At 28.6% G+C, this 18,990-nt stretch carries 15 protein-coding genes; 12 read left to right on the top strand and 3 right to left on the bottom strand.

From position 1 onward, the window contains the following. Positions 1–588: 588 nt before the first annotated feature. From IPH62_17635 to IPH62_17580, 12 genes are all read left to right on the top strand, one after another. The gene (locus IPH62_17635) at positions 589–756 is read left to right on the top strand and encodes a hypothetical protein (GenBank protein MBK7107097.1); all 168 of its coding nucleotides are present in this window, start codon (positions 589–591) and stop codon (positions 754–756) included. 305 nt (positions 757–1,061) lie between these two features. After that, positions 1,062–1,310, top strand: coding sequence for a hypothetical protein (locus IPH62_17630; protein MBK7107096.1), 249 nt, complete (start codon positions 1,062–1,064; stop codon positions 1,308–1,310). Then, a complete protein-coding gene (locus tag IPH62_17625; protein ID MBK7107095.1) occupies positions 1,291–1,656 on the top strand; it encodes a PIN domain-containing protein in 366 nt (121 codons plus the stop codon). Before IPH62_17630 ends, IPH62_17625 begins: the two co-directional genes overlap by 20 nt. Positions 1,657–2,274: 618 nt before the next feature. Then, positions 2,275–2,484, top strand: coding sequence for a type II toxin-antitoxin system Phd/YefM family antitoxin (locus IPH62_17620; GenBank protein ID MBK7107094.1), 210 nt, complete (start codon positions 2,275–2,277; stop codon positions 2,482–2,484). Positions 2,485–2,611: 127 nt separating this feature from the next. Beyond that, positions 2,612–3,871 carry an ATP-binding protein gene (locus IPH62_17615; GenBank protein MBK7107093.1) on the top strand — a complete coding sequence of 420 codons (1,260 nt, stop codon included), beginning with the start codon at positions 2,612–2,614 and terminating at the stop codon, positions 3,869–3,871. A gap of 731 nt (positions 3,872–4,602) precedes the next feature. Next, the gene (locus IPH62_17610) at positions 4,603–4,857 is read left to right on the top strand and encodes a type II toxin-antitoxin system HicB family antitoxin (GenBank protein ID MBK7107092.1); all 255 of its coding nucleotides are present in this window, start codon (positions 4,603–4,605) and stop codon (positions 4,855–4,857) included. A 311-nt stretch (positions 4,858–5,168) separates the two neighbouring features. Then, on the top strand, positions 5,169–6,485 hold the full coding sequence (locus IPH62_17605; protein MBK7107091.1) for an aminotransferase class I/II-fold pyridoxal phosphate-dependent enzyme: 1,317 nt from the start codon (positions 5,169–5,171) through the stop codon (positions 6,483–6,485). A 616-nt stretch (positions 6,486–7,101) separates the two neighbouring features. Beyond that, positions 7,102–8,742, top strand: a complete 1,641-nt coding sequence (locus IPH62_17600; GenBank protein MBK7107090.1) for a hypothetical protein — start codon at positions 7,102–7,104, stop codon at positions 8,740–8,742. A gap of 991 nt (positions 8,743–9,733) precedes the next feature. Then, on the top strand, positions 9,734–11,581 hold the full coding sequence (locus IPH62_17595) for a polysaccharide biosynthesis protein (protein ID MBK7107089.1): 1,848 nt from the start codon (positions 9,734–9,736) through the stop codon (positions 11,579–11,581). 230 nt (positions 11,582–11,811) lie between these two features. Continuing rightward, positions 11,812–13,737, top strand: coding sequence for a hypothetical protein (locus IPH62_17590; GenBank protein MBK7107088.1), 1,926 nt, complete (start codon positions 11,812–11,814; stop codon positions 13,735–13,737). Positions 13,738–13,892: 155 nt separating this feature from the next. Continuing rightward, positions 13,893–14,420 carry an SLBB domain-containing protein gene (locus tag IPH62_17585; GenBank protein MBK7107087.1) on the top strand — a complete coding sequence of 176 codons (528 nt, stop codon included), beginning with the start codon at positions 13,893–13,895 and terminating at the stop codon, positions 14,418–14,420. 18 nt (positions 14,421–14,438) lie between these two features. Then, on the top strand, positions 14,439–16,754 hold the full coding sequence (locus IPH62_17580; GenBank protein ID MBK7107086.1) for a polysaccharide biosynthesis tyrosine autokinase: 2,316 nt from the start codon (positions 14,439–14,441) through the stop codon (positions 16,752–16,754). Positions 16,755–16,824: 70 nt separating this feature from the next. Here IPH62_17580 and IPH62_17575 read toward each other — a convergent pair whose 3' ends face one another. From IPH62_17575 to IPH62_17565, 3 genes are all read right to left on the bottom strand, one after another. Next, on the bottom strand, positions 16,825–17,013 hold the full coding sequence (locus IPH62_17575; GenBank protein ID MBK7107085.1) for a hypothetical protein: 189 nt from the start codon (positions 17,011–17,013) through the stop codon (positions 16,825–16,827). Positions 17,014–17,509: 496 nt separating this feature from the next. Then, positions 17,510–18,490, bottom strand: a complete 981-nt coding sequence (locus tag IPH62_17570) for a hypothetical protein (GenBank protein MBK7107084.1) — start codon at positions 18,488–18,490, stop codon at positions 17,510–17,512. A 222-nt stretch (positions 18,491–18,712) separates the two neighbouring features. Then, the gene (locus IPH62_17565; GenBank protein ID MBK7107083.1) at positions 18,713–18,973 is read right to left on the bottom strand and encodes a DUF3892 domain-containing protein; all 261 of its coding nucleotides are present in this window, start codon (positions 18,971–18,973) and stop codon (positions 18,713–18,715) included. Between the last annotated feature and the right edge of the window lie 17 nt (positions 18,974–18,990).

The raw sequence follows: 18,990 nt of genomic DNA, 5'->3' as shown, positions 1-18,990 counted from the left end.
AAAAAGTAAAGTAAAATTAAACATAAAGTAAAGAAAAAGTAAACATTTAAAAATAAAAATTACGTTTTTAGCTCAAAATCGTAACTTATTTTCTGTAACTCAGTTATTGCGATAAAATAAAATTTTAATTTTATCTAAAATCAATTTTTCGTGGTTTGTAAAAGAATGCTAACCTTTGTTTATGCATCAAAAAACGAACATTTAGGAAATAAAAATTAATTTTGTTAAAAAGAAATTCCAGTTTTTGTACATACTTTAGTGCGATTTAATAAAAAAAGTTAAAAGAACCATCTTAAACAAATTGGAATGTATCTTAAAATGAGTAAAATATTAATCAAATAATTATTTTTTCCATTAAGGTATTTATACAAATTTGTAAAATTATTGGTGGAATAGAATAATATAAAAATCAAATAATTGATTTGTTGCTCAGTTCAAAACATAGGTGGTGTATTCCTAAAAAGACCACAATTTTGAATTAATTTTCACATTCAAAAGGAAGATATAATATTTACGTTGTGAATTATCCACAAAAAAGAAGTGGTGAAATCACAATTTTACTATTTGAAGAAATAAATTAGATAAAATATGAATAAAAAAATTTGGCTATTTTACCCGCCGTTTTACCGGCAGGCTTCTATGCATATGAGCAGTCACGAATTTGAAAATATTAAAGATGCATTTAATACAATTGGATTGCGCCATTGTAAGAGAATTCAGCATGAAGAATTATGGATTAAAATAAGTAACCAATAATTAGTGATCAGTCCGTTAGCTAACGGATGAGTGAAGAGAGGAAGTGAAGAAATTAGGTATTCAGAATACAGTAGTCAGAAATAAAATTGAAAGATTGCAAAATTACAAAATTGGCAAGATTGGTAAAAAGTAAAAAGTGGATAAATAGGATAAAAGCTTACGGGTGAGATAGAACAGAAATTATAAAAAAGTCTGTTATAAGAAGTACTTTAAAAAATAGCTTTTTATTTATTTAATAATTATTATTTATCTTTATACGATGGATTAAATCAAAAAAAAATAATCTGATCTAAAAGAATTAAACAATGAGAACAATAAAAATCAAAAGACGTATTAATTCCTCACTATTAAAAATTAAGGAATTGGAATTATTTAAGGGAAAGAGTGTGGAATTAAAAATTACAGTAAAAGAGTTAAAGGATGATTTATCAAAAAATAAAATTCTTACTGTTGCGGGCATTTTTTCAAAATATGCAGATACGAATTTAAGGATTAAAGAAAAAAATGCTTGGGAATTAGCAGTTAGTGAAAAGCATGAAAATTATAGACGCTAATATTGTTTTAAGATATTTACTAAAGGATGATCAATTATTATTTGATAAATCCGTAAATATTATTGAAAAGACTGAGTCATTTATTCCCACACCAATTGTTGCTGAAATAGTTTATGTGCTAGAAAAAGTTTATAATATTCCTAAAAATGAAATTCATCTGGCTTTAAATGATCTTTTTGAAAGTCGTTTAATTGTGCTCGAAGATAAGAATTTTATTATTTTCGCATTAAGTGCTTATCATAAATATAATTTGGATTTTGCTGATTCAATATTATTATCATACAAACAAACTCTAAATTTTGAAGTTATAACTTTTGATAAGAAACTAAATAAATTGTTAAACTAATTGAAATGTCCTTCTCTTAAATCACTCATAATTTTTTAATAAATATTAAGAATAATAATTTCCAAATTATAACCTAAATAACTAAAAAGGTAAAATGAATAAGAAAATTTGGTTATCATCCCCTCACATGAGTGGCAATGAATTTTTAAATGTTAAAGATGCATTTGAAACAAACTGGATTGCACAATTAAAAGAGAATTCAGAATGATGAATTATGGATTAAAATAAGTAACCAGTAATTAGTGATCAGTCCGTTAGCTAACGGATGAGTGAAGAGAGGAAGTGAAGAAATTAGGAATTCAGAATACAGTAGTCAGAAATAAAATTGAAAGATTGCAAAATTGGCAAGATTGGTAAAAAGTAAAAAGTGAAAACGTTTAGACCTAAAAACGAAGAGAAGTTAAAATGTAAAAAAGCTAGGGAAGTAAAAAAAATCTTTTTTGAAAAAACTTAGTGTCCTTGTGGTTAATATTTAAGCCATACATAAATGCTGAAATCAGAACGAAACTTTTATAAATATTTTGCAATCGAAACCATAAAAGAATAAAAAAGAAGATTACCAAATAATAAAAGACAGATTTGTTGTATATTTTAGTAATATTTTAAGAAGGAACTAAAATGTTAACAAAAACGAAAATGAGAAAAATAAAAGATCCGGAAGTAATTTATAAAAGAAATAACCCAGTATCAGTTATTACTGATATCAGCGAATATAAAGAAATGCTTGAACGCTCAGATGTTATTGAAGACATTAATTACATTGAAAGTCTCAAAAATAAATCTTTAAAATTTAGAAAACTAGATGATTTCTTAAATGAAAGTAATTAAAAAATATGAAATATTCTAGAACAAATCTTAAAATCCCAAAATAGGGTCTTCATCTAAAGTAACACAAATTGCAAATAACCCGATAATATTGTAAGTTGACTATAGAAAATATCGGGCAAAACATAAAATGTTAATCAAAAGAACGCTTTTTAACGAAATCAAGGATCATTTATCAGCAAAGGAAATTTCAATAATTATTGGTCCCCGGCAAGTTGGCAAAACAACCTTAATGAAGGAACTGATTAGTGAGCTTAAACAAACCAATAATAATATAATTTTTCTGAATCTTGATATTGAAAACGATAAACGATTTTTTGAAAGTCAAGAGTTGCTACTAAATAAAATAAGGTTAGAAATTGGTGAAAGTGGATATGTTTTTATTGACGAGATACAGAGAAAAGAAAATGCGGGTTTCTTCTTAAAAGGCTTATACGATTTGGATTTACCTTATAAGTTTATCATCTCAGGTTCAGGAAGCTTAGAATTAAAAGAACATATTCAAGAATCATTAACTGGCAGAAAGAGATTATTTGAGCTGCTGCCGGTAACATTTGAAGAATTTATTAATTATAAAACTAAATACAAATATGAAAAAAAACTTGATTCATATTTTGATTTAGAATCACAAAAAACAAACTATTTTTTATTAGAATATTTAAGTTTTGGGGGATATCCGAGAGTTATAACTGAATCTTCTCTTGAAGAAAAAAAGAAAATTATAAATGAGATTTACAGAAGTTATATTGAGAAAGATATTGTAAGTTTACTAAAAATTGATAGACCTGAAGCATTTAGTTTATTGATAAAACTTTTATCTGCTGAAGTTGGTAAGATTCTTAATTATTCTAATCTGGCAAAATTAACCGGAATATCTACAATTACTCTAAAGAAATATCTGTGGTATAGTGAGAAAACGTATGTAATTCAAACTATTCCTCCATTTTTTAGGAATACTGTTAAAGAATTAACAAAATCATATTCTATATATTTTTATGATTTAGGATTAAGAAATTTTGCAAATGATACATTTAGATTAGTAGAAAATAAGAATGAATTAGGATTTCTTTTTCAGAACCTTGTAAAAAATATTATATACGAAAAAATTAAATGGAAATCTTGGAATATTAAATATTGGAGAACTACTGATAAAGCTGAAGTAGATTTTGTAATTGAATTTAGCCAAAAATTAATTCCAATTGAAGTTAAATATTCTGCATTAAAAAGTATTAGTATAAAGAGATCATTAAGAAGTTTTATTGAAAAATATTCGCCGCCAAAAGCATTTGTAATAAATTTAGAATTTGAAAATGAAATTAAAATCAATGAAACAACTGTTTCATTTGTACCTTTTTATAAAATAATAACTGGAAAGATTTTTGATGAATAAGAAAATTTGGCTGTCATCTCCCCACATGGGTGGCAATGTCCGCCTAACAAACTGGCGGATAAACCCTCCAAACAGACTGGCGGGCAGGAATTTAAATATGTTAAAGATGCATTTGATACAAACTGGATTGCACAATTAAAAGAGAATTAAGAATGAAGAATTATGGATTAAAATATGTAACCAGTAATTAGTGATCAGTCCGTTAGCTAATGGATGAGTGAAGAGAGGAAGTGAAGAAATTAGGAATTCAGAATACAGTAGTCAGAAATAAAATTGAAAGATTGCAAAATTACAAAATTGGCAAGATTGGTAAAAAGTGAAAACGTTTAGACGTAAAAACGAAGAGAAGTTAAAATGTAAAAAAGCTAGGGAAGTAAAAAAAATCTTTTTTGAAAAAACTTAGTGTCCTTGTGGTTAATATTTAAGCCATACATAAATGCAGAAATCAGAACGAAACTTTTATAAATATTTTGCAATCGAAGCCAAAGAAGAATAAAAAAGAAGATTGCCAAATAAAAAAAACAAATTTTTGTATATTTAGTTATTACAAAAATTAAGGATTAAAATGATAACAAAAAACAAAAAGCAAGTGCAAATTCCAAGAAAGGATTGGGACAAGATGAAAGAAAATCCTACATTTTCTGAAGTAATCGAACTTCTGGAAGATATTTCTTATAGTAATCTGATCAATTGAAAATGAAAATACTTCTATTTTAGAAAAAAGAGATAAAATGAAATCTAATAAAACACTACTAGCATCCATTCAAATTGAAAAAAATGAAGATGGATTTTTGGCAACATTACCAAGTATTCAAGGAGCATTTGCTGAAGGTGATACTATTGAAGAAGCTCTTTTTAATTGTGTAGATGTAGTTAAACTAATTGTACAGTACAGAAAAGAAAGAGGGGAAGACTTAGGTTTTAATGTATTTAATTTTAACAAAACTTCTTCTATGACTGTTGCACTACCAATTGGCATTAACTAATGAGCTCACTTTTAAGAGAATTATCATATCGTGAATTAACTAAAAAACTTGAGAAATTTAATTTTAGATTTTATAGATCAGGAAAAGGTTCTCACGAATTATGGGTGAGAGACTCTGACGCCTGCCCAATGAAATAATCTTTCTTTTTATTTCGTGGGGGAAAGTTATTCATGTACCTCAACATAAAGGAAAATCAATTAGAAGAGTGACTATTAAAGCCATAATTAAAGAAATTGGTGTGCCAATTAAAGATTTTTATAATTAAGAATAATTCTTGCTTATTACTCTCATTTAACTTTAAAAAATAATTTATGAAAACTAAAATTTGGTTGTCATCCCCTCACATGAGTGGTAATGAATTTATAAATGTTAAAGATGCATTTGAAACAAACTGGATTGCACCTTTAGGTCCGCACGTTAATAATTTTGAATTAGAACTTGCTGATTATACCGGAGCAAAATACGCTGCAGCATTAAGTGCCGGTACTGCAGCTCTTCACTTGGCTTTAATAATTTTAGGCATTGAAAGAGGAGACGAAGTTATTTGTCAGAGTTTTACTTTTTCTGCTTCAGCTAATCCTATTGTTTACCAAGGAGCTACGCCGGTATTTGTTGATAGCGAAAAAGACACTTGGAATATTAGTCCAATTCTTTTGGAAGAAGCAATTAAGGATAGAATTAAGAAAGGTAAGAAGCCAAAAGCAATTATTGCGGTTCATCTGTATGGGATGCCGGCTAAACTTAATGACTTACTGACTATAAGTGACAAGTATTCCATTCCAATTATTGAGGATGCGGCGGAGGCGTTGGGAAGTAAGTACCAATTAAAAATGAAAAATGAAAAATTAAAAATTAAAGATGAAGGATACGGTGAAGTGAAAAGTGAAAGGGTAACAGTTAAAAGTGAAAGAGTTGAAGGTAAAAAGCAGCATGCAGAAATTGAGAATTCAAATTTATCCGCTGGAGCGGAATTCTTAATTCATAATTCTGAATTTAGAAAGTGCGGTTCATTTGGTTTGATGAGTATTCTGTCTTTTAATGGAAATAAGATTATTACAACTTCAGGAGGTGGGGCATTGCTTTCTGATAATGAAGAATTTATAAATAAAGCAAGATTTTTAGCAACGCAAGCACGAGATAATGCTCCACATTATCAGCACTCGAATATAGGTTATAACTATAGGTTAAGTAATGTGTGTGCGGCAATTGGACGCGGACAATTAAAAGTTCTTGATAAACGAGTTTCACAAAGAAGATTTAATTTTGAATATTACAAAAATGCTTTAAGCCAAATTGAAGGAATTGAATTCCAGCCTGAAATTGAAGGAAGTTTTTCAAATCGATGGCTTACTGCAGTTACTATTAATCCGGAATTAACTTATGGATTTACTCGGGAAGATATACGTTTGGAATTGGAAAAGGATAATATAGAATCGCGCCCATTATGGAAACCGATGCACTTACAGCCGATTTTTGAGAATGCTCCTAAATATGTAAATGGTACTTCAGAAAAATTATTTGAAGATGGTTTGTGTCTGCCATCCGGCTCAAATTTAACAGAAGAGGATTTGGAAAGAATAGTAAGGATTGTAAAAAAAAAGTCAAAAGTTAAAGGTAAAAAAAGGTAATTCTATGGAAATTCAGTTGTAATTCGGTAGTCATTAGTTGTAATTGGTGGAAAAGTAGAAACGATGAAAAGTAATTATGAATTAGGAATGAAAAAATCACAAAAAGCAATTTACAAATGACAAACAAATTCCAAAATTCTAAGTACCAACAAATCTAAAAAAAGGCAATTCAAAAAGGGAAAAGAAAAAACGATGAAAAGTAATTATGAATTAGGAATGAAAAATGTTGAAAACTAAAAATGTAAAGAAGGAAAAGAACTAGGAAAACAGAATTCAGTCCTTTAGGTGCCAGAAACTAATAACTGCTGCGAACCATCGAGAAATGATTATGTTATCAAATTGCCGCTGTAGTCAAGAAAGCAATTCTAGTATGAAAATGCTAAATTGAATTTTAGAAAAGTTCATAAAAATGAAAATTAAAATAAAAAATATAGAATATAATTTGCCAAAAGATATAAATTTATTAAAAGTATCAACATCCACTCGTTTTAACGTTTTAACGTCTTTACGTTTTTCCTTTCTACTTTTCACCTTTTTCTTTTCAACTTTCACTATATCTTTCGCCCAAATAATATTCGAGCCCTTATCAAGCAGAGTATATTCATTTCTGGAAAGAATGAGTGCGAAAGGAATTATTCAAACTAATGAAGAGATAATGCCGTTTAGCAGGATGGAGATAGCGGAGAAGATAAAAAAAATAGAATTCAGAATTCAGCTTGCCCACCGAGGAGGGAATTTAGAATTAAGAACTAAGGATGAACAAACTAATGATTCTTCTTCGCTGAGCATGATTGAAAAAAATAAATCGTCATTCAATAGTAATTCAGTAGCGATAAGTGGAATGGAAAAAGAGGAATTGGAGTTTTATATTAGAGAATACACTATAGAATTGAAAAAACTTGGGTTTGATTTGAGTGAATATGAAGCTAAAAATAAAATAATTGATTTGAAAAATGACAAATTTGGTTTTAATAAATATAATAGATTCAGAATATTCAGTTATGAAAGTGAAGATTTTGCATTTAATTTTGATCCGATATTTGGATATGAATATTCAAAATTCAGTGATGCAAATAATACATACTGGTACAGCGGACTAAAACTTAACGGATACTTGGAGGAGAATGTTGGTTTTAATCTTGAGTTTTATGATAATCATTTATCCGGTAAACATATTGATAATGTAAGAAATTTTTCAAATGAAACCGGATATGAATTTGATTTTACTAGAGATAATAGTCATGAATTTGACCGAATGACGGCTAATATTAGTTACTCATGGAATTGGGGAAGTTTCACAATTGGGAAAGATTTTAATTATTACGGCAGCGGAGAAAACGGGAAAATTTTTTTATCTGAAAAAGCGCCCTCATTTCCTTTTATAAAAATTGAAGCAGATTATTCCGATTGGTTTAGGTTTTCTTATTTACATGGTTATTTAAATTCGCAGATTATTGATTCATCTGAAATCAGACAGGCATCATTAAGGGATCATTATCCAAAAGTTGAAAAATATTTTGTTGCACACATGTTTTCTTTTACGCCATTCAATAGCTTAAATATTTCTCTAGGTGAATCCGTTATTTATAGTGATAGGTTTGAGCCGATATATTTGATTCCGGTTGCATTCTTTAGAGTAGCCGATCATTACTTGACTGATCCTGATGAATCTGCCGGTAATGCACAGTTGTTCGGATCTTTCTGGTATAAGAATTTTAATTTAAGAACAAAAATTTACGGTTCCTTATTCATCGATGAATTATCATTAAGTAACTCTGAATATCCTCAGGCACTTGCGTTTAATTTTGGAATAAAAACTGTTGATCCAATAATTCCAGAAAGTGAATTTAATATTGAGTACACAAAGGTTGAGCCTTTCGTTTATTTCCATGCGGATGACACCCAGACTTATGTAAATTACGGATACGATATGGGACATTGGATTGGCAGTAATGCAGATCAAATTTATTTATCGTTTAGGAAAAGAATTCTGCGTGGTTTAAATGTTGATTTGAGTTATTCGTTTATAAGAAAAGGAGATGAAGAAAGTTTTGATGAAGATAGATATCAGGAAAAGCATAAATTCCTTTGGGGCGATAAAGATGAAATTACAATTTGGCAGTGCAGCATAGAATATGAAATTATTCACAGTTTAAAAGCTAAAATTGAATATCAAAGTTCAAAAGAAACCATCAAAAAATATCTTTTGCAGTCGGCAGGAAATTATGTTTCGTTTTCTTTACGCTATGGAATGTGAAAAAACAATTATGAATTATGAATGTTGAATGATGAATTAATAATTATGAAAGATGAAAGATGAATAAAAAAAAACAAATCATAATATTCAATTCCGTTTCCGTTTGCTAACGGATAACGGACAAATTGTAAACAAATAACAAAATATAAATTACAAATAAATCCTTTAGTCAACGGACAAAATTCAAATCTCAAAAAACAAATCTATTATTCGTCAGCTGACGGAAACCGAGAACAAGATGAATAGAGATGCCTCATAAAAACAATTCGACAAGACAACTAAGTCATTTCGATTCCCGATGTTTTGGGTGAGAAATCTCATAAAAAAGAATAAGATTCCATAATTACAAAATTCCAAAATTACCAAGATTGAAAGATTACTTTGTGCAAAAACTTTGTGGTCTTTGTGGTTAAGCGTTTAAAAGAAATTATGAATTTAAAATTAAGAATTATGAATTAAAAAAATCACAATAATCAGTTTTCAAATGACAAACAAATTGCAAAAGCAATATTCAAATAATAAACAAATATGTTCGCTAACAGACAAAACTCAATATTAATTCATAGTCAGCATGATCAGAGGAAGAGAGTTGTCACTCCGGAAATTTCGAATTGTAGTTTGTAACTCTGAAATTATTCGGAATCTTGCGAGAATTAGTCAATTTATCAAAAAGAGTTTAAATTGGACTATATAATAATATTGCATTTAAAGGATTGAATAGTATCTTAAGATTTCTTAAATAGTGATTTATATTTATTTTGTTTCAGTTGTAATTTATTTAAATTGTATTCAGAGTAAAACCTAACAAATAAGAGCAACTATAATTATTTGCTATGAAAATTGTAGATAAGTTTAATTTTTATTTTAATAACGGATTTTAAGTTTATTTTTTATGCCATATAAAAGTTTAGCACATTTTACAAAACAATTACGAAACAGACATTTTTTTATTATTGATCTATTAATATGTCTGATAGCGCCATATTTAACCATGTTTATGCGCTTAGACGGCGATATAGATTTAGACAAATACGGAACCGCAATTATTTATTCCACGGTAGTTTTTTCCGTAATTAAACTTACAGTATTTTACTTTTTTGATTTATATAGAAGGTTTTGGGCTACAGCAAGCATTGATGAACTGGCAAGACTTATTTATATTGCAGTAAACACTGTTTTAATTGAATCAATAGTATTTGTTATTTTAAGATCCTTTCACACACTACCTTTTTTTGTATTACCGTTTTCGTTTCCGTTTATTGAGAGCACACTTGTAATGCTTCTGGTTGCTTCTGCAAGATTCAGCATCAGATTTTTTGAAAGAATAGACGAAAGAAGAGTTTCTTTGGAATCATTTGGCGCATACGTTCTGATTGTCGGTGCAGGCTCAGCGGGCGCTTCTGTTGCGCAGGAATTACAAAAAAATAATAATTTGAAGATGACGCCAGTTGCTTTTTTGGATGATGACCCTTCAAAATTAAAGCTTAGAATAAGAGGTGTTCCTGTTGTTGGAAAAATTGACGATATGGGAAAAATTGCAAGACAATTTAAAATTAAAAAGGTAATTATTGCAATTCCAACGGCTTCAGGAAAAGTTATCAGAAATATTTTGGAAACGGCACGATTAAATAATTTAGAAACATTAACTGTTCCTGGTATAAATGAAATCCTTGGCGGTAAAGTTGATATTGGCAAATTGAGAAAAATTCAAATTCAAGATTTGTTAAGAAGGCTGCCAATTAAAACCGATATTCAAAAAGTAAACGAACTTTTGAAAGGGAAAATTATCTTATTAACCGGAGCCGGCGGTTCGATCGGAAGCGAGCTTTGCCGTCAAATTCTAAAGAGCAACCCTTCAAAACTAATTATATTGGGGCATGGAGAAAATTCAATTTTTGAAATTGAAGAAGAATTAAAATTCATAAAAGATGTTAATATTCTGAGAAAAATAGTACACACAAATATTATAAGCAGAATTGCAGACATAAAAGATTTTCAGCGTCTGGATATTATTTTTGAAGAATTTAAGCCTGATGTAATTTTTCATGCCGCCGCACATAAACATGTGCCTTTAATGGAAAATAATCCATCCGAAGTTGTAACTAACAATTTACTAGGCACTCGAAATTTAATTAATTGTTCAGTTAAGTATGGCGTACAAAACTTCATTCTTATTTCATCTGATAAAGCTGTAAATTCAACTAATTTAATGGGAGTTTCAAAACGTGTCGCAGAAATGATTGTTCTAAAAGCGGCATTGGAACATAGTAAAAACTTTAAGGCAGTAAGATTTGGAAATGTTTTGGGTAGCAGAGGAAGTGTAATAAAAACATTTCAGCGCCAGCTTGAAAGAGGCGGTCCGTTAACAATTACACATCCCGAAATTACAAGATATTTTATGACGATTCCGGAAGCAGTTCAATTGGTTCTGCAGGCTTCGGTTTTAGGTAAAGGGGGAGAAATATTTGTCCTTGATATGGGAGAGCCTGTTAAAATTTTAGATTTGGCTAAAGATGTAATCAGGCTTGCAGGATTAGAAGAGGGAATAGATGTTGATATTGAGTTTACCGGACTTCGTCCCGGGGAAAAAATGTTTGAGGAATTATTTAAGGATGGTGAAGACTATTTAAGAACCGAACATGATAAAATAATGTTTGCAAAAAATTCCAGTTCATTTATTCCTTCGGATCTTGAACAGAAAATAAATAATTTAATTGAAAATTGTAATAAATATACACCTGAAGAAATTGTAAAAGCCTTTGCTGTAATAGTCCCGGAATTTACCCATCAAAGTATCGAACCAATAAATTCCAATTCATTTATTACAACTAAAAAATAAAATTAAAAATATTTAAACCCACATAATCGTATTTGAAACATTTAATTCTTTTCAGATTGCTATTAATAAATCCGGTAACTTTCGATAATTATTATGCCAATTAATTTCTTAAAAAATCTTTTTTATTTACATTGGTGAGATTGAATAGCAAATGAATTTTACTTTTTCACTTAAGATCGACACATTATATTTTATCATTAATTTAGATTTGAAACAAAATAAAGGACTGAATGAAATCGATAATTAAATCATATGTAATATTTTTGTTATTAATTACTTCAACATTTAACTATGGACAAATCTCAAATGTTAAATTGGATGATAATGTATATTCTTTTCTTTCACATTTAAGTCAGAAAGGTATAATTCATTATGAAGATTTGGTTAAGCCTCTTTCAAGAAGATATATTGCAGAAAAATTGATTGAAACGCGTAATAATTTTACTTTGTTGACAAGTTTACAGAAAGATGAATTAGAATTTTATGAAGAGGAATTTGGGTATGAAATAATGAAACAGAAGTCAGGAGTCAGAAGTCAGAAGTCAGAAGAAATGTTAAAAGGGAAAAGTGAAGAAGAAGGAAGTGAGGAGTTAGGAGAAAAAGAAAATGACGAAGAACAAAAAACAAATAACAGTGAACAAATAACAAACAATAAAGAAGAAATAACAAATGAAAATGATCAAATAACAAATGATGAAAAAAAGCAAAGAGATTTGCTGGATAAAAGCTGGGAGTTTGAAATAAGGACGAATGATGTTGTGAATAATGATTTGAATGAAAAAGAACAGTTAGCATTTTTTGAAAAAGATAATTACAATCGCTTGAGATTTTTTAGTTATGAAAACAGTAAAATGAGGTTAAATGTTAGTCCGTTAATTGGTTATGAAAATGGAAATTGGGAAAAGGAAAAGTACAATAATTTATTTGCCGGAGTAAAATTTAACGGGGAATTCGGCGGTGTTCTAGGTTTTAATTTTGAATTAAAACAAACAAGGCAGACACCAAGTTATATTCATCCGTTATATAATAATTTCTCCAATAAAACATCTATTGATCTTCTTTTTTCTGACTCAGAAAGACTTGAATACCCTGCAGTTAATGTTGATCTTGGTCTGAGATGGAATTGGGGTTCATTTACAATTGGGAAAAATAATTTAAATTGGGGTTATGGTGAAAGGGGTAAAATTGTTTTATCAGATAAAGCGCCGTCATTTCCGTATTTACGCTTGGATTTAAAACCAGCAGATTGGTTTAGCTTTAATTATATTCATGGTTGGCTTAACACAGACGTAATCGATTCAAATTCATACTATTCTACATGGCGTTATAACGATTATGGTAATACGGATAGATTTGGATATATTTCAAAGTTTATTGCCCTGCACTCTTTTACTTTTTATCCCATTAAAGGATTAGAATTTTCATTAGGTGAATCAGTTGTCTATGCTGATAAAATACAGGTCCTTTATCTAATTCCAATTATGTTTTTTGATTTAGCCGACGAATATTTGATGAGGAATAGTAATTATGCAGGTTCAAGCACGCAGCTTTTCCTTTCGCTTAGTTCAAGAAATCATATTCCAAATACTCATCTTTACTCAAATTTTCATGCTGATGAATTAACACCTGATGGATTGTTCGATCCCAAATCACAATATTATAAAATGGCATTTACATTTGGTGGTAATGTAATTGATCTTCCGATAAATAATCTTGGATTAACTTTAGAATATACAAAAATATATCCAGGTGAATACAGGCATTTTATTCCAACATTAACTTATGAGAGCTCGTCTTCGCTAATGGGGCATTGGATTGGAGACAATGCTGATATGTTTTACTGGGCATTGGATTATAGTTTTTTTAGAGGATTTAAATTAAAATTGTGGGCTCAGTATATCCGTAAAGGTACCGAGGCACTTGGCAACAGAGCCTATAAAGTTACAATTCCACAGCCGCATTTTCTTTTTACTGATAATATTAGGGATAGAAAAAATTATTCATATTTTGGCATTGATACAGAATATGAAATTATACCAGAGCTATGGGTGAAGGCTCACTTTCAGTATATTGAGTTTGAACAAAAGGTAGATATTGGAAAATACAATACAACACTATTTAGAGATTTTTCAATTACCTTAGGATATGGAATTTAATATATTTTCATAAAGAGACAATTGAATTATTATAAGACATAAATTTTTATTTTTACACTTCTTTTTTATAAAAAATTTGTATCTTTTCGCTAAGAATATTTCAACAATAATAAATTATTTTAATTTTAATAAATCCTAAATAAATAGGTAGTATAATGAAATTATTTTATAAAGTTATTTTAATTTTCGTTGTGTTTCAGACAACAAATTTTTCCCAAGTTAGAGATTATGAATTAGGTACCCAGTGGGCAGAAAATGCAAGGAGAAGTATTTACGGCGGATTTTATGACTATTCAGATCCTGAGGCTGTTAATATTAATGTTTCTGTTTGGGGTTTTGTAAGATATCCTGGTAGATATATTGTTCCCGAATACACAAGCATTGTGGATTTAATTTCGTTTGTCGGAGGACCAACAGACGATTCAAATTTGGATGAACTAAGAATTTACAGAATTGAAAATAATAAAGAAGTAATGATTCCTTTTGATTTTAATGATTTAATGTGGGAAGATGGATTAGATGGGAAATATAAAAAAGTCCCGACCATTAAACCAAGTGATATTCTTGTAATTCCCGGTGAACCAAGATTATATTTCTTAGATTGGTTAAGCATGTCACTTTCTGTTATTTCAGTTTTAAGCGCCTTATCTGTGCTTATACTAACCATAAACAATACAAAATAATTGGTTAAGGAGTAAAAATTGGCTTTACAAAATAATAATTCAAACGGTAGTGAAAACTCGTACTTAAAAGATTTAATTGCAGAAGAGGAAACTCACAGCCTTAAGGATTATGTAAATATAATCAGGCAACATTTAATAAGTGTTATGATAATCTCTTTAACAATTTTGGTACTATCGATAATATATGCTGCATCGTCAACTGATATTTACCAGGCAAGTACAGTTCTTAAAATTTCCGAGCCACAAGGCAGTATTTTGGATGCATCTTCTTTTCTGCCGGAATTTGGCGGCGGTAACCAAGCTGATAGGTTTATTGCAAACGAAATTGAAACTATAAAAAATATTACTATTACTGAACAAGTTGCAACTGAAATAATGGACTCATTCATTACTTCTGATAATAATGAAATGTTTTCGCTTGTAGTTGACAAGGATTATTTTGGCGAAAAGAAAAAAGGACTTAAATCCTATGATGATATTTTAAAAATTCTTTCAAGTAAAGTTTCTGTTGAGCAAAAAAGGGGATTAGATTTTATTGAAATTTCTGTTGAATCACCTTCGCCTTATGAAGCATCATTAATTGCTAACACATATACTAAAGTTTATAGAGAATTCAACCTTTTAGATAATAGAAAACAAGTTTCAAAAGTAAAAGAATTTTTATTCAATCAAAAAAATGAAAAACTTGATCAATTAATTCAGTCTGAAGATAATTTAACACAATTCCAGAGAAAAGGCGGAGTTGTAGAACTTGGGGAACAAGCAAAATCTTTAATTGAAACTATTACAGATTTAGAAACAAAGGTAAACTCTGCTCAAGTCGAACTTTCAATTGCTAAGGAAAATCTTAACCAATATAAAGCTGAATTAAAGAAAAAAGATCCAACAATTTCTGAATATCTTGAAAATAAAACTGCTGAACCTTATTTATTGAGATTGCAAGAACAAATTGCAGAAGTTGAAACTCAGAGAGATATAGCACTATCAAATTCCTCAAAAAATTCTGCTAATAATCCTCAATTAATTAAACAGCATGATGATAAATTAACTGATTTAAAAAAGAAATTAAAAGAAAGTATGCTGGAGTATAAAAATACTATTCTTGCTGCAAGTCCGGAAGAAATTAAAACCTTGACGCAAAAAATATTTGAAGAACAAGTAAAATATAATGCTCATGAAGCTTCTTTTAACAAATTAAAAGGTTTTCTAAACGGCTACGAAAACAGATTTACAACATTACCCGAAAAAACAATCGGTTTGGCAAGATTAACAAGAGAACAATTGGCAAATGAAAAACTTTATTTACTACTTGAAGAAAAATTTCAAGAAGCGTTAATTAATGAACAGTCAACTACAGGATCAGTTCTGGTTCTAAATTTTGCGCGAACTCCCAAGGAACCGGCTAAACCAAATAGAAAACTAATTATTTTAATTGGGCTAGTGTTGGGAATTGGATTAGCAATTGGTTATGCACTTGTATTAAATTATTTCGATAGAAGAATTAAAAGTCCAGAAGATATTGAAGATAAAAATATCAATTTGCTTGGTTGGGTTCCGAAAGTTAAAACAATTAGCGGTGAAGCAAATAAAAAAGGAAAAGAGTTTATTATTTCGGATAATGCGGATTCCGTTGCAAGTGAGGCTTTTAAGGCTATCAGAACAAGAATAAGATATTCGATGGTAGATGGAGAAGCAAAATCTATTTTAATTACATCATCAGCTCCAGGAGAAGGAAAATCAACGATTGCTGTTAATCTTGCGGGAAGTTTTGCAATGGCAAATAAGCGCACAGTAATTCTTGATTGCGATCTTAGAAAACCAAGAGTTCACAGTATTTTTAATGAAAAGAGATTTCCGGGATTTACAGATTATTTTATTGGTAGAGCATCATTCGAAGAAATAGAAAGAAAATCCGGTGTCGAAAATCTTTCTTTTATTACTGCCGGAACAATTCCGCCAAATCCATCTGAAATTTTAGATTCGAGAGGGATGAAATCATTTTTAAGAAAGTTGACAAATGAATTTGATATTATTATAATTGATTCACCGCCGATTCTTACAGTAACGGATGCTGAGATTCTTTCAAGATTGGTTGATGAGACTATTCTAGTTGTATCTGCCAATAGTACCGATTCTGAATTAATGACCAAAGCGGTTACTTTGCTTAAAGCAGGTGCTAGCAGTTCATTCATAGGCGCATTACTTAATAATTTTGAATTACAAAATAGCTACGGATCGTATTATAAATATGCTTATATTTATGCAAGAAATGGTCATAATCAGAACGGAAAGGCAAAAAGTAAATCAAAGTCTACAGTAGAACCGCAAAAATGATATGTTAATAAATAATTTTTAGTAAAAAGGTGATTTAATATCACCTTTTTATTTTTAAATAACTAAAATACTAACTTAGCAATGTTAAAGAGACTGTTATAAGTAAAATGTATAGGGAAACTAATCCAATCATTGTTAACTTCTTTTTCTTTTTTTCATCTTGGATGTGCTGATCTTCAATGAATAAAGTATTAGCAACAAAATCCTTTACATTTTCTTCCATTAGAATATTTTTTTGAATAATATTTAATTTTTCCAAATTTTCTCCCAATATTAAATTAAATTTTATCGTCTGTTAATAATTTTAATAATTTTTCATTACTTCTAGGAAATCTTTTGTAAACAAAATTTACTATCAGAAATAAAACAATTAATATTGTAAGAAATAAAAAATCTATATTCCCCATTTTTCCTCCTCAAGGTGTCTGCTTATATTCGAATATTTCAGCATAATGTTTAGAGATATAGAACAAAAAATTATTTGAATAAAAGTAAAATAATATAAATTATAACTTATTGCAAATAAATAATTTAGAAAATTAATATAAAGTAAAGTCGTAGATAAAGTTTGTAACAGTTTGTTTTCTGTAATTGATTATTTTATAATAACTTAGAGAAAAAAATAGAAAATAATAAATTTGTCAAGATAAAAGAAATGTTAAAATTTTAGCGAGAATTTAGATTAATAATTGAAAATTCTAAGGAAATTAGCTTTTAATTATTTCAGAAATTGAATATCAGATGGATTGTAAGATTTATTGTACAAATTCAGTAAGAGTCTTTTTTAGGTTTTTTAACAAATTATTCATAATTGTATGATAATTATTATAAAATTGTTCTGAGGTGAGAGTATTTTTTCTAAATTTTAAGTAATCAAATAAACTTCCGCTCATTCCGCCGTTTAACATATCTTTTGTAATATCTTCAAAAGATGCCATCAATAATTCTGAATCATCCTTTGACAATCTTCCGTTAGGAATATAGAAAGTATCAATTTTTTCTTGAAGCGAATTTAATCCGGTATTAATTATTTCATCATATATAAAGCTATTATCGTCGGTTGAAAATTCTATTTCTTCTATTTTTGATTTTTCAATATGAAATTCTTTTATCCTCTTAACAAGTAGGTTTAACGGAATTGCCGGCGTATATTCAGTTTTTGTTTTTATATATTCAAATAATTTATCAAAAAGAACTATTTGTTTATATCCAAAAATTTCAGATGGAATATTTTTAAATGAATCATATTTGATTAAGTTACTATTTAATTCAGTTAGATTATCTTGAACAATATAAACCGTTCCGAAATATCTTAATTTTTTCAAATCATTTTTAGCTACGCAAAGACTTAATGTTTTAAGTATTTTTTCGAAAAACGGGTCTTTTTCTTTTAATAAATTTGTCAATGTTTGATCTGTTCTTTTCCATACAATTTTAGATATAAAGAATTCGGCATTAATTCCATCATCAATTGGAGTTGACCAATTTTCAAGCGATCTTTTTAATCCAAGTATTCCCGAATTATTCTTTATGAATAAAGGAACAATTGAATCAATCGCAAGATCTTCAATTGTATCTTGATAATACAAACTATGATTTATTTTTGATTTATAATTATTTTTTAGGAATGAAATGGCAATTTTTAAAGAATATTCGATTAAGAAATTTATCTCAGCTTGAGTTAGAGTTTCATTTTTTGTTTTTTGTATTAAATGTAGAAGACTAAATTCTTTCATTATTTAAGATGCTAAATTAATCAATTAAAAAAATAAATGAACATTAAAAACAAGATAACTAATAGTTAAATATTAAAATGTGATAAGTATCATAAATAATATCTAATTATAATTGAACTTAAGATATAAAAAGTAAATTATTTCTACAAGAAAACTTCATTTTATTTTTTGTTATATACAATATTATGAATTATTTATTCTTTTTTATATTTTACTATTTGTTTAACAATCCGGCAAATTAAATAAAAAGTTTAAAGTTGTTTGATCAGGATCTGTAGATAAATATTTTTGTTCATTCTCAATTATAACTTTTACTTCAATTTCTGTGTTGTCATCTAATTCAACAAAATAATTATAAAGTCCGGTTTCAATTTCATCAATAATATCATTCTTAAATTTTGGATTCCAATATTCAAATGGATTTCCAAGAGCTATGATATCTCCGTTTTCTTTTCGGCTTCTTAAAACTCGTCTTTTTATCATTTATTTACCAAGAGATT

This window comes from Ignavibacteriota bacterium, assembly GCA_016708125.1.
In the GTDB taxonomy this organism is placed as follows: Bacteria; Bacteroidota; Ignavibacteria; order Ignavibacteriales; family Melioribacteraceae.
This window is presented reverse-complemented; position numbering and strand designations above follow the sequence as displayed.